Annotated in this window: 11 protein-coding genes; 4 read left to right on the top strand and 7 right to left on the bottom strand. The window is 71.3% G+C overall.

Going from position 1 to position 12,693, the window contains the following annotated elements:
* Positions 1–32 precede the first annotated feature (32 nt).
* Positions 33–1,313, bottom strand: coding sequence for a serine--tRNA ligase (serS, locus tag K5L01_RS04515; RefSeq protein ID WP_250062304.1), 1,281 nt, complete (start codon positions 1,311–1,313; stop codon positions 33–35).
* Positions 1,314–1,440: 127 nt separating this feature from the next.
* Here serS and K5L01_RS04520 point away from each other — a divergent pair, with 127 nt between their 5' ends.
* Both K5L01_RS04520 and K5L01_RS14935 read left to right on the top strand, forming a co-directional pair.
* Complete coding sequence (locus K5L01_RS04520; RefSeq protein WP_250062306.1) at positions 1,441–2,085, top strand: energy transducer TonB; 645 nt, start codon at positions 1,441–1,443, stop codon at positions 2,083–2,085.
* Positions 2,086–2,214: 129 nt separating this feature from the next.
* Positions 2,215–2,718 (top strand): energy transducer TonB, encoded by a 504-nt coding sequence (locus K5L01_RS14935; RefSeq protein ID WP_250062308.1) that lies wholly within the window; start codon positions 2,215–2,217, stop codon positions 2,716–2,718.
* A 6-nt stretch (positions 2,719–2,724) separates the two neighbouring features.
* On the opposite strand, the gene aroA is transcribed toward K5L01_RS14935, so the two are convergent.
* The 4 genes from aroA to K5L01_RS04545 form a co-directional block, all read right to left on the bottom strand.
* Positions 2,725–4,032, bottom strand: a complete 1,308-nt coding sequence (gene aroA / locus K5L01_RS04530) for a 3-phosphoshikimate 1-carboxyvinyltransferase (protein WP_250062310.1) — start codon at positions 4,030–4,032, stop codon at positions 2,725–2,727.
* A 245-nt stretch (positions 4,033–4,277) separates the two neighbouring features.
* Complete coding sequence (pheA, locus tag K5L01_RS04535; protein WP_250062312.1) at positions 4,278–5,450, bottom strand: prephenate dehydratase; 1,173 nt, start codon at positions 5,448–5,450, stop codon at positions 4,278–4,280.
* 53 nt (positions 5,451–5,503) lie between these two features.
* Positions 5,504–6,589 (bottom strand): phosphoserine transaminase, encoded by a 1,086-nt coding sequence (gene serC / locus K5L01_RS04540; protein ID WP_250062314.1) that lies wholly within the window; start codon positions 6,587–6,589, stop codon positions 5,504–5,506.
* Between the two features lie 139 nt (positions 6,590–6,728).
* A complete protein-coding gene (locus tag K5L01_RS04545) occupies positions 6,729–7,529 on the bottom strand; it encodes an FHA domain-containing protein (protein WP_250062316.1) in 801 nt (266 codons plus the stop codon).
* 193 nt (positions 7,530–7,722) lie between these two features.
* Here K5L01_RS04545 and K5L01_RS04550 point away from each other — a divergent pair, with 193 nt between their 5' ends.
* Entirely contained in the window at positions 7,723–7,998 is a 276-nt protein-coding gene (locus K5L01_RS04550) for a polyhydroxyalkanoic acid system family protein (protein WP_250062318.1), read from the top strand.
* Positions 7,999–8,089: 91 nt separating this feature from the next.
* Positions 8,090–8,563: a phasin family protein gene (locus tag K5L01_RS04555; protein WP_250062320.1), complete on the top strand. Its 474-nt coding sequence runs from the start codon at positions 8,090–8,092 to the stop codon at positions 8,561–8,563.
* Positions 8,564–8,653: 90 nt separating this feature from the next.
* Here K5L01_RS04555 and K5L01_RS04560 read toward each other — a convergent pair whose 3' ends face one another.
* Together K5L01_RS04560 and K5L01_RS04565 are read right to left on the bottom strand one after the other, a co-directional pair.
* Positions 8,654–10,063 carry a coniferyl aldehyde dehydrogenase gene (locus tag K5L01_RS04560; RefSeq protein WP_250062322.1) on the bottom strand — a complete coding sequence of 470 codons (1,410 nt, stop codon included), beginning with the start codon at positions 10,061–10,063 and terminating at the stop codon, positions 8,654–8,656.
* A gap of 134 nt (positions 10,064–10,197) precedes the next feature.
* On the bottom strand, positions 10,198–12,663 hold the full coding sequence (locus tag K5L01_RS04565) for a TonB-dependent receptor (protein ID WP_250062324.1): 2,466 nt from the start codon (positions 12,661–12,663) through the stop codon (positions 10,198–10,200).
* Positions 12,664–12,693 lie beyond the last annotated feature (30 nt).

Consider the following 12,693-nt stretch of genomic DNA (forward strand, 5'->3'; position numbering starts at 1 on the left):
GCCTCTGCCCCGGCAGGCCTGCCGGGTCCGCCTCAACCGATCCGTTCGGCGCCGCCCATGTAGGGGCGCAGGGCGTCGGGAACGGTGATCGAGCCGTCCGCGTTCTGGTAGTTCTCCATCACCGCGATCATGGCCCGGCCGACCGCCACGCCCGAACCGTTGAGGGTGTGCAGCAGTTCCGGCTTGCCGGTGGCCGGATTGCGCCAGCGCGCCTGCATCCGCCGCGCCTGGAAATCGCCGCAGTTCGAGCACGAGGAGATTTCGCGGTAGGTCTGCTGCGAGGGCAGCCAGACTTCCAGGTCGTAGGTCTTGACGGCCGAGAAGCCCATGTCGCCGGTGCACAGCAGCATGCGCCGGTAAGGCAGGCCGAGCGTGCGCAGCACGGTTTCGGCGCATTCGGTCATGCGCTCGTGCTCGGCCTCGCTCTGCTCCGGCCGGCACACCGAGACCAGCTCCACCTTCTCGAACTGGTGCTGGCGGATCATGCCGCGCATGTCGCGGCCGCCGCTGCCGGCCTCGGAACGGAAGCACAGCGAGTGCGCGGTCATGCGCAGCGGCAGGCGCTCGGCGTCGACGATCTCGTCGCGGACCATGTTGGTCAGCGAGATCTCCGAGGTCGAGATCAGGTAGCGCTTCTGCTCGCCCAGGCGGGTGATGAACATGTCCTCTTCGAACTTGGGCAGCTGCCCGGTGCCGTACAGGCTGTCGGCGTTGACGATGACCGGGACATTGGTCTCCTGGTAGCCATGCGCACCGCTGTGCAGGTCCAGCATGAACTGCGCCAGGGCCCGGTGCAGGCGCGCCACCTCGCCGCGCAGCACGGTGAACCGCGAGCCGGACAGCTTGGCCGCGGTCTCTGCGTCCAGGCCCCCGTTGCGCGCGCCCAGCTCGACATGGTCCAGCACCGGGAAGTCGAAGTCGCGCGGCGTCCCCCAGCGGGCCTGCTCGACGTTGTCGTTCTCGTCGGCGCCGGTCGGCACGCCCTCGGCCGGCAGGTTGGGCAGGCTCATGGAAATCGCATCGATCTTCCCGCGCAGTGCCTCCAGCGCCGTTTCCGAGGCTTTCAGCTCATCGGCGAACGCCGCGACCTCGGCCATGATCGCCGACACGTCCTCGCCCTTCGCCTTGGCCTGGCCGATCGCCTTGGAACGGCTGTTGCGCAGGTTCTGCAGTTCCTGGGTGCGCACCTGGATGCGCTTGCGGTCGGCCTCCAGGGACGCGAGCGCGTCCACGTCGAGGTCGTACCCGCGCGTTTCGCGCAGGCGGTGCGCCAGGTCGGCGGGCTGCTGTCGGAGAAGGGCTGGATCGAGCATTGGGCGGCACTGTGTAAACGGATACGGAATGCGATTATCGCCCGAAGCACGGCGCGCTGCCGCGCCCGGCCGGCCGCATGTGCCAGAATCGGGAGGCATTCCCCGGCCCGTTTCCAGCAGCGCTGCCATGTCCGCCTCCCGCTCCGATGCCCCCGCGCCTTCGCCGTTGCCCCCCCACAGCCTGAAGATCGCCGGGCTGGCGTTCTGCGCCGGCCTGCTGCTGTTCCTGGTCGTCTGGTTGAACGCCCGCCGCCACGACGAGGCGCCGGCACCCGACCCGGCACTGCCGCAACAGGCCGAGGCCGGCCCGCCGGCCCCGCTGCCCGAGCCCTTGCCCGCCGCCAGCGGCGCCAGCGAGATGCCCGACGCGCGTGCGGAGCAGGCGCCCGCCGCCGCCCCGGAGGCCGTGGACACCACGCCCCCGCCGCCGCAGCCCCTGGCCGAAGCGCCCGCCGCACCGCCGCCGGCGCCCGCGCCGACCGCGCAGGCGGCCAGCGACCGCCCGGTCCCATTGCCCGGGCACAGCCCGCCTCCCACTTATCCCCCGGCCGCGCTGCGCCGTGGCGAAAGCGGCACCGTGGTGGTGCGGGTGGACGTCGATGCCGGCGGCAGGCCCCTGGATGCCCGGATCATCCAGCGCAGCGGCTCGCGCGAACTCGACCGGGCCGCCCTCGCCGCCGTGCGCGGCTGGCGCTTCGAACCGGCACGCAGCAACGGCCAGCCGATGGTCGGCAGCCTGGAAATCCCCTTCGACTTCCAGCCCGCGCAGTGAGCTGAACGACCGCTGCGGCACACCCTGAACTGCCGCGAACGCGCGACGCCGCGGTTTATCCCGCGCTGACATCCCCGGCCGGGATGCGGTCCAGACTGTCGATGCCTCCCCCGGCATCAGGAGTCCACTGTGCGCGTTTTCAGGGCCGATGAAACGACCGCTCCGCGGCGCGTCCACGCCGCGTCGGCCCGCGTGGCGGGGACCGCTGCGGCACTGTTCCTGGCCGCGCTGGTGCTGGCGGCGCTGCGCTGGCATGCGGCCCCCGGCACCAGCGTGGCCAGCGTCGACGAACGCCCGTCCCCGGTGGCGGTGGACACTCCGCCGGCGGCGTTGCCGGCCCCCGCCGTCGACGACCGCCAGCCCCGTCCGCTGGCCGGCAATCCCGCACCGCCCTATCCGCCCGACGCCCTGCGCGACGGTGTCCAGGGGCGGGTGATCGCACGCCTGTCGGTCGATGCGGACGGCACGGTCAGCGCCGCGCGCATCGACTGGCACGACGGTCCGCCCCATCGCGCACTCGACCAGGCGGTGCTGGAGACCGTGCGCGGCTGGCACTTCGAACCGGCCATGCGCGACGGCCACGCGGTGGACAGCGTGGTCCGCGTCCCGGTCGACTTCAGTACCGGCCGCTGAGGCCGCTCAGCTGCCGGCGAGCCCGAAGCCAGCCTCGCGCGCCAGCCGGTCGAACCCCGGGAACGAGGTCGCCACGTTGGCGACGTCGTTGATCCGCACCTCGCCCGTGCTCAGCTGGCCGGCGATCGCGAAGGCCATCGCGATGCGGTGGTCGTCATGGCTTTCGATGGTGCCGCTGCCCAGCGGCCCCGGATGGAGGGTCGCCCCATCGTCGGTCTCGTCCACGCGCAGGCCCAGGGTGCGCAGGCCGGTGGCCATCGCGGCCAGCCGGTCGGATTCCTTCACCCGCAGCTCGGCGGCCCCCCGCACCACGGTCGGCCCCTGCGCCGCGGCCGCGGCCACGAACAGCGCCGGGAACTCGTCGATCATGTCCGGCACCAGCGCCACCGGGATCTCCACGCCGTGCAGCGGCGCATGGCGCACCACCAGGTCGGCGACCGGTTCGCCGCCATGTTCGGCCGGGTTCTCCTCGACGATGTCCGCGCCCATCAGCCGCAGCGCGGCCAGCAGGCCGGTGCGCCGCGGGTTCAGGCCCACCGAGCGCAGCCGCACCTGCGAACCGGGAATCACGCTGGCGGCGACGATGAAGAATGCCGCCGAGGAAAAGTCCGCCGGCACCACGATGTCGGTCGCACGCAGGCGCTGGCCACCGCGCAGCCGCGCCGTTCCCGGCTGGAAGTCGATGTCCACGCCGAACGCGCGCAGCATGCGCTCGGTGTAGTCGCGGGTCGGGTGCGGCTCGACCACGGTGGTCTCGCCCTGGGCATGCAGGCCGGCCAGCAGCACGGCCGATTTCACCTGCGCGCTGGCCACCGGCAGCTCGTAGTGGATGCCCTGCAGCGGCTGGCCGCCGTGGATGCGCAGCGGCGGGGTGCCGTCCGCCTCGGTGTCGATGCGCGCACCCATCCGCGCCAGAGGGTCGGTGATCCGCCGCATCGGCCGCCGCGACAGCGACGCGTCGCCGACCAGCACGGTAGCGAACGGCTGTGCCGCCAGCAGCCCGGCCAGCAGCCGCATGCCGGTCCCGGCATTGCCGCAGTCCAGTGCCTCGTGCGGGGCCGTCAGCCCGTCCACGCCGACACCGTGCACGATCCGCTGCGACGGCGACGGGGTCTCGAACCGCACCCCCATCTGCGCGAAGATCCGTGCCGTGGCCCGGGTGTCCTCGCCCTCCAGGAAGCCCTCGATGCGCGAGACGCCGTCGGCCAGCGCGGCGAACATCACCGCGCGATGCGACACCGACTTGTCACCGGGAATGGCGAGCGTGCCCTGCAGGGCGGAACCTTTGCGTGCGATCCAGTAAGGCTGGGACATCGTGCGGACTCTCGTAGCTGTGGGTGCCTTCCCGCGTCGGGAGAAGGGCCCCGGAGGGCGGATGAGGGATGCCGCAGGAGGCCTGCGGCGGCTGTCACATGGAGGGCGTCGCCCCGCGCCGGCGGGTTGCGGGCGAACCGGCGCCGCACCCCGTGACCAGCGGATGCCTGGCGATGCGCGCCGTGCGGGTCACGGTGCGGCGGCGGACGCTCCGCGCCGCACGCCGGCCCTGGCCTGCGGGTCGCTCATGGAACGGCGACCGGATAGGAGCCGAGCACCTTGATCTCGGCCGAATGCGCTTTCAGTTCGGCCAGCGCGGCCTGCATCGAGGCGTCCTCGATGTGGCCGGCAAGGTCGATGAAGAACCCGTACTCCCAGCGCGCCTGGTGCGAGGGACGCGACTCGATCCGGTTCATGCTGATGCCGTGGCGCGCGAACGGGCTGAGCACGTCGAACAACGCGCCCGGCTTGTCGTGGATGAACACCAGCACCGAGGTGCGGTCGTGCCCGGAGGACGGGAAGAACTGCCGCCCGATCACCAGGAAGCGGGTGGTGTTGTCGGCATCGTTCTGGATCGGCTTGGTGACCACCTTCTTCAGCCCGTAGACCTGGCCGGCGCTCTCGCCGCCGATGGCCGCCGCATCGTCGGCGTTGCGGGCGCGGCGTGCGCCTTCGGCATTGCTCGACACCGGCACCTTCTCGGCCTTGGGCAGGTTGGCGCGCAGCCAGGACGAGGTCTGCATGAACGACTGCGGATGGGCATAGACCCGCTCGATGTCCTCCAGCCGGCCGCTGCGCGACATCAGGAACTGCTGCACGCGCAGCTCCACCTCGCCGCAGATCTTGAGGTTGGAGGTCAGGAACATGTCCAGGGTGATCTGGATGGTGCCCTGCCCCGAGTTCTCCACCGGCACCACGCCGAAGTCGGCGTTGCCCGCCTCCACTTCCTGGAACACCTCCTCGATGCTGGCCATCGGCAGCCCGAGCGCCGAGCGCCCGAAGTGCTTGAGCACCGCCTGCTGGCTGAAGGTGCCCTCCGGACCGAGGTAGCCGATCTTCAGCGGCTCCTGCTGCGCCAGGCACGCGGACATGATCTCGCGGAACACGTGCACCAGCACTTCGTCCGACAGCGGGCCCTCGTTGCGGTCCACGACCATGCGCAGCACCTGCGCTTCGCGTTCGGGACGGTAGTAGTCGACCGCCGCCGCCAGCTTGCCCTTGGCCTTGCCGACCTGGTGGGCGAACTGCGCGCGTTCGGCGATCAGCGCCTGGATGCCGCGGTCGATCTGGTCGATCTTGGCGCGCACGTCGGCCAGCAGCGGCTTGGCCACGGCGGCCGCCGGACGCTTGCCGGAGGCGGCCTTCTTCGCGGCGGCGGGGGAGCTTTTCGCGGCGGTCTTGGGTGGCTTGGATGCCATGATCTGGTTCACCTGTTGCGGGCCGGCGCGGTGCGCGCGGCGGGTTGTACGGATCAGCCGTTGCGCTGCTGGAAGTCGTGCATGAATGCCACCAGCGCCTGCACGCCTTCCAGCGGCATGGCGTTGTACAGCGACGCGCGGATGCCGCCGACCGCCTTGTGGCCCTTGAGCGCGATCAGCCCGGCCTTGCCGGCCTCGGCGACGAAGCGCGCATCCATCTCGGTGCTCGGCAGGAAGAACGGCACGTTCATCCGCGACCGCACCGCCGGCGCCACGCTGTTGCGGTAGAAACCGCCGGAACCGTCGATGGCCGCGTAGAGCAGCGCCGCCTTGGCCGCATTGCGGCGCGCGAACTCGGCCACCCCGCCCTGCGCCAGCATCCACTTCACGGTCAGCCCGAGCAGGTACCAGTTCCAGGTCGGCGGGGTGTTGAGCATGGAGTCGCGCGCGGCGTGGGCGCGGTAGTCGAAGATGTCCGCACGCGCCTGGCCGGCGCGTTCGAGCAGGTCGCGGCGGATGATCACCACGGAGATGCCCACCGGACCGAGGTTCTTCTGCGCCCCGGCGTAGATCACCCCGTAGCGCGAGACGTCGATCGGCTCGGAGGCGATCGACGAACTGAAGTCCGCCACCAGCGGCACCGCGCCGACCTCCGGCACCTCGCGGAACTCGATGCCGTGGATGGTCTCGTTGGCGGTCAGGTGTACATAGGCGGCCTCGCGCGTGAGTCGCCACTGCGACGCCGCCGGGATGTCGGTGAAGCCACCTGCCTCGCCGTCGGCGGCCAGGTTCACCGCCGCGTAGGGACGCGCCTGCTTGACCGCGGTCTTGCCCCAGTGCCCGGTGACCACGTAGTCCACGGGCTGCCCGGCGCCGGCCAGGTTCAACGGCAGCAGCGCCTGCTGGGTGGTCGCGCCGCCGGCGAGGAACAGCACCGCATAGTCGTCGGGAATGCCGACCAGCTGCCGCAGGTCGGCCTCGGCCTGGGCCGCCACCGCGATGAACTCGGCGCTGCGGTGGCTGATCTCGACGATGGACGCGCCCACCCCGTTCCAGTCCAACATCTCCGCCTGCGCCTGGCGCAGGACCGATTCCGGCAGGGTCGCGGGGCCGGCACTGAAATTGAACGCGCGCGTCATGTCACACCTGTCCAAAGGGAACCGCAAGTATGCCGCAGCGCAACAGGCTTGGGGGCACGGGAAAAGTTGCATCTGCACCCAACCGCGATGCGGGGGTGACGGCCGCGGCAGCCCGCCGCCGGTCGCGGGCACACACCGTTCAACGCGCGCCGAACAGCAGCAGCAGGCTGATCGCCGCGCCCAGCAGCAACGCACTCAGCAGCAGCCATGGCCAGCGCCGCGGACGCCGTCGCGGCCCCTGCCCGGGCGTGTCGCCGGGCTCCTCAGCCACCGCCGGCGGTGCCGGCGCGGCCACGGCGACAGCATGCAGCGGCTCTTCCAGCACGAATCGCTGGTTGCCATCGAACACCACCTGGTCGCCGCCGCGCAGCCAGCAGTGGCGGACGCGGTGGCCATTGACCAGGCAGCCCTCGGGCGAGTCCAGGTCGCGCAGCAGCACGCGCCCGCCATGCCGCTCCAGGCGCGCATGCCGCTCGGGAAACGCCGGATCGTCGATCACCACGTCCGCGGCGCGGTCGCGGCCGATCGTGCGCGGGCGGTCCAGTGCGTAGCAGCGGCCGTGGTGCCGGCCGGCGATTCCCCGCAGCAGCACGAACAGGTCCTCGACCTCCTCGCCCTCGCCCGGCGGCAGCACCGTGGCCGCCTCGTACGGGCCGCGCAGCAGCATCTCGATGCCGTCGATGTAGATCGCGTCGCCGGCGCGCAGCTGCGCCATGTGCCGTACCGGACGGCCGTTGACGTGGATGCCGTGGATGCCGTCGGCGACCTGCAGCCAGAGGCCGCGCTCATCGCTGCAGATGCGCGCGAGCAGCAGCGGGCCGACGCTGTCGTCGCCCAGCCGCACCTGGCCATTGGCGTCCCGGACGATGCGCTGCATCCCGGGCGCGAGCGGCTGGTCGGGTTGCGGGCGATGGCCGAAATGGACTTGCAGGGTGCGCACTGGCGGCAGACTAGCAGGTTGCCCGGGCCGGCAGGAAGAGCGCCGGACACGGCCGCAACGCCCGCCACGCCATGGTTCCCGCCCGCGTCCGGCGCGCCCGTGCCGCGCACGGGGCTTGGACTGCGCGCCCCGGGTCCGCACAATGCCGCTCCTTCTTCATCGCCACCCGCCACGCCGGCTGCCAGGAGACACCATGTCCAGCATCGACATCCACCATGCCCACGCCCTGCCTGAGGCGCGCGCGCGCGCGGCCATCGCCGACGTCGCGCTCAAGCTGCAGGAGCGCTTCGATGTGAGCACCCGCTGGCAGGACGGCACCCTGCACTTCACCCGCACCGGCGTCACCGGCGCGATCGAGCTGCTGCCCGGCGCGGTGCGGGTGACGGCCGAACTGGGCTTCCTGCTGTCGGCGATGAAAGGCATGGTCGAATCGGAGATCCAGCGGGTGCTCGCCGAGAAGCTCGGCTGAACCCCGCCTGCCTGCGGGCGCCGCCATCACGCGGCGCAATCATGGGCCTCGCTACCGTGGCGCCGGGTAGCCAGAAACAGGAACCACCGCCATGAAAGACCCTCACGCTCATGATTCCGCCGGCCACGCCCAGGGCAGCGCCGGCCACGACCCGGGCACGCGCGGCAGCCGCACGTTCACTGAATCGGCGCAGCAGGTATGGCTGGCCGGCCTGGGCGCATTGTCGCGCGCACAGGCCGAGGGCAGCCGCCTGTTCGAATCCCTGGTCCGGGAAGGCGAGTCGATGGAGAACCGCAGCCGCAACGACTCCCCGCGAGGCGAAAGCCTGCGCGACTCGGTGGAGAACACGCTCGGCCAGGCACGCGAGCGCGCGGCCGGCACCTGGGACCGCATGGAACGTTCCTTCGAGGAGCGCGTGCACCGCGTGCTGCGGCGGATGGAGATCCCCAGCCGCTCGGACATCGAAGCGCTCAATGCGCGCCTGGATGCGCTGAGCCAGCGCCTGGAACAGGCCACGGCCACGTCCGCCCCGCCGTCCTCGGGTTCGACGGGCAGCGGGCACTGAGTCCACTGCGACGGTGCCCTCCCCCGCGTCCCACCGGCTGAGTGCCGGCGGGGCGCTTGCCGCCGCGCCGTCCCCGGCCGGCCGCTGCCGTCAGCGCACGATCAGGTCGATCAGCCACTGCGCCTTGCGGTACGGCGGCCGGAGCAGGTCGCCACCGGTGCGGCGCGCCTGCCACAGGATCGGCAACTGCTTGCTCATGGCATCGAAGCCGGTACGGCTGTGGTAGGCCCCCATGCCGCTGGGACCCACGCCTCCGAACGGCAGGCTGCTGATGGCGAAATGGAACAGGGTGTCGTTCACCGATACCCCCCCGGCCAGGGTTTCCCGCAGTATCCGCTCCACCCGGGCGCGCTCGTGGCTGAACGGGTACAGCGCCAGCGGCCGGTCGCGGGCATTGACGTAGGCGATGGCCTGGTCCAGCGAGCCGACGCTGAGGATCGGGAAGACCGGCCCGAAGATCTCTTCCTGCATCACCGTGGCGTCCTCGCCCGGCTCCAGGATCAAGGTCGGCGGGAACAGGCGCTGCGCCGGGTCGGCGGCACCGAGCACGACCACCTCCAGGCCCCGCGCCCGCGCATCGTCCACATGCCCCTGCAACCGTGCGTACTGCGCGTCGTTGATGATGCGGCTGTAGTCGCCGCTGGCCGCCAGGTCCTCCCCGTAGCGCGCGCGTACCTGGTCGCGCAGCGCCTGCACCAGCGCGTCGCGGCGCCCGGCCCCGACCAGTACGTAGTCCGGGGCGATGCAGGTCTGCCCGCCGTTGAACCACTTGCCGGTCGCCAGCCGCGCGGCCGCGCGCTGCAGCGGATAGTCGTCGCAGACGATGGCCGGCGACTTGCCGCCCAGCTCCAGCGTCAGCGGCGTCAGGTTCGCGGCGGCGGCGGCCATGACCCGCCGGCCCACCGCGGTCGAGCCGGTGAACACCAGGTGGTCGAAGGGCAGCGCCGAGAACGCCGCCGCCACCTCCGCACCGCCCTCGGCCACCGCGACCCGGTCCTCCGGGAACACCTCGGCCAGCAGCGTGCGCAGGAACGCACTGGTGCGCGGCGTATGTTCGGACGGCTTCAGGAACACATGGTTGCCCGCCGCGATCGCGGTCGCCAATGGAATCAGCGCCAGGTTGACCGGGTAGTTCCACGGCGCGATGACGCCGACCACGCCCAGCGGCTCCGGACGTATCTCCGCCCGTGCCGGCCAGAACCGCCAGCCGACGCCGACCCGGCGCGGCGTCATCCAGCGGCGCAGGTGCCGGCACAGGTGGTCGATCTCGTTGAGCACCGTCATGCCGTCGGCAATGCGCGACTCATGCGGCGAACGGTGCCCGAAGTCGGCCGCGATGGTCTGCGCCATCTCGTCAAGCCGCCCTTTCAGGGCCTCGCGCAGCCGCAGCAGGTCCGCGCGGCGCTGCGCATGGTCGGGCCTGCGCGCCTGCCAGGCGCCGCGCAGGCGCGCCAGGGTCGGTTGCAGGGCGGAAACGGGCGTGGTGACGGGAGTGTCCATGCGTTGGAGCCTGTGGAAGCCGACGGTCCGGCAGTGCATCGGGAGGATGGAACGGCACGCGTGGCCGCGTCCAGCGTGGCGGCGGCAACGCCCAGCCGGGTTCCGCCGGCCGGGCGTTGCCGGACAGCGTCCGGTCAGAACCGGTAGGCCAGCTCCATGCCGTAGAAGCGCGGCTCGGTGACACCGGCGGCGGTGGTGCCGACCACCGTGGTGCCGTAGCTGTACAGGCCGGTGACGTAGCGGTTGTCGAACGCGTTGTTGACGTAGGCCGCCATGCTCCACTGCAGGGACGGCGAGCGCCAGCGCAGGGACAGGTCGGTGCGGTTGCGCTCCTCGCCGATGGTGAAGGCCAGGTAGCGTCCGCAGTTGCCCTGGCTGGAGGAGCCCGCGTTGCAGCGGCTGGCGCCGCCATAGGCGTGGCGTGCGGAGAGCGTCAGGTCGCCGTAGCCGCCCAGCGGCAGCGTGTAGGCCGCTCCGGCGGCGAACGACCAGCTCGCCTCGCCGGTCGGCGCGCCCCGCAGGTCCACGCCCTCCGGAGTGACGAACTTCTTGTAGGTCGAGTCGATCCATTCGGTCGCCACATCCACGCTCAGGCGGTCGCTGGCCTGCCAGCGGGCGCTGAAGTCCACTCCCATGGCGCTCAGGTCGCTGGAACTGACCACGTAGCGCGGCACCTCCGAGGTGGTGTCCAGGCGGATCGCCTGGCGGTTGTCGTACACGTAGTAGAACGCGGAGGCCTCGTACTGGATGCGCAGGTCGCGCAGGTCGCGCTTGATGCCGGCCTCGACGTTCCACACGCTCTCGTTCTCGAAGCTGGCCCCCGGCGAGAACACGTTGTAGCCGCCGGCCTTGTAGCCCTTGGCCACCGAGGCGAACAGCATGGTGTCCTCGGAGGGGTGGTAATCGATGACGAAGCGGGGGCTCCAGTCGCTCCAGCGGTTCTTCGCGCGGCTGGTGACCCCCTTGTTGGCCATCGAGATCGGGTCGCTGAAAGCCAGGTCGAAGCCGGCCAGGAACGCCGCATCGATCGGGATCAGGCCGTCGCCGTCGGCATCCAGGTGGCACAGCCCCATCGCGTCGCACGGCACCGGCTGCGGCAGCACGCCGTACTGCTCCAGGGCCTGCAGCGCGTCATTGAGCGCGTCGGCGCGATGCGCGTCGTTGCGCCAGGTGAACTTCTTCCGGTCGCGCGTGTAGCGCAGGCCGAAGGTCAGGTTGAGCTTGTCGGTGGCGTGCCAGATCACATCGCCGAACGCCGCGTAGGCGGTGGCATCGACGGTGTTCTCGTACGACTCGCGCCACGGGTTGCCGAACAGCTGCACCGGCAGGCCGTACAGGTCCGCCGCCCCCTGCAGCAGGCTGAACAGCGGCAGGCCGTACAGCCCCGCCGCGGCGGTGTTGATGCTGTCGCTGGTCAGGTCGACCACGCTGGACTGGCGCGCCTTCTCCTTGAACCAGCTGGTGCCGGCGACCCAGTCCAGCCGCTCGCTGTTGCCGCTGAACTTGAACTCCTGGTACCAGGTGGTGTTGTCCTCGACGTTGATCGTGTCCAGGTAGAGGTCGCGGCGGTTGCTGCCGTCCTCCTCGGCACGGTTGTAGGTGTCGAAATCGCGCCAGGCGGTCATCGCGCTCAGGTGCCCCCAGTCGAACGCATGGTCGAGGATCAGGGTGGCGCCGTCGAAAGTGCGGGTCTCGTTGTTGTCGACGACATCGGTGACCGCGGCGCGGCCGATCGGGTTGCGGTACTGCGCGGGATCGGCCGGCACCGCCGGCACGCCCGGCGCCGGCGGCAGCGGGACCAGGCCGATGGCCGGGCGCGAGCGCTGGTCCAGGTCCTCGTGGTCCCAGCTCAGCAGCAGTTGGGTGTTGTCGCCGATGTCCCAGTCCAGGGCCGCGCGCGTGGCCCAGTTCCTGCCGTCGTCCAGCGCCTTGCCGGTGTCCGCATCGCGCATCCAGCCGTCGCTGCGGCTGTCCAGCGCATTGATGCGCAGGGCCACCGTGTCGCCCACCGGCAGGTTGAGCATGCCGTCCACGTAGCGTTTGCCGTGATTGCCGACGCGCACGCGCGCACGGCCTTCCCACGCGCTTGTCGGCCGCTTGGTCACGATCGAGACCGCCCCGGCGGCGGTGTTGCGCCCGAACAGGGTCCCCTGCGGGCCCTTCAGCACCTCGATGCGTTCGACATCCAGGAACGGCAGGAGGGTGCCGCCGCCGCGGCCGGCATAGACGCCGTCCACGTACACGCCCACGGTCGGATCGGTCCCGATGCCGAAATCGCCGGTACTGAGCCCGCGCAGCTTGAAGCCGGCCTGGGTCGGCTGGTTGTCGTCGATGGAGAGCCCGGGAACGAAGACATCCAGGTCCCCCAGGGTCTCGGCCATGGTCTGCTCGATGACCTCCTCGCCGACCACCTGCAGTGCGATCGGCACGTCCTTGAGCTCCTGCTCCCGGCTCTGCGCGGTGACCACGATACGGTCCAGCTCCACCGCCTCATGGGCCGCCGGCGAGGGCGCCTGGGCCCGGGCCGACAGCGCGGGCACGGCCAGCAGCGATGTCGCCAGGGCGAAACGGACCCCGCGCGCCAGAGAGTTGTACGTCATCGAGTTCCCCTTTCCCATGGCATTCCCCTT

It is taken from the genome of Stenotrophomonas mori (genome assembly GCF_023556335.1).
In the GTDB taxonomy this organism is placed as follows: domain Bacteria; phylum Pseudomonadota; class Gammaproteobacteria; order Xanthomonadales; family Xanthomonadaceae; genus Stenotrophomonas; species Stenotrophomonas mori.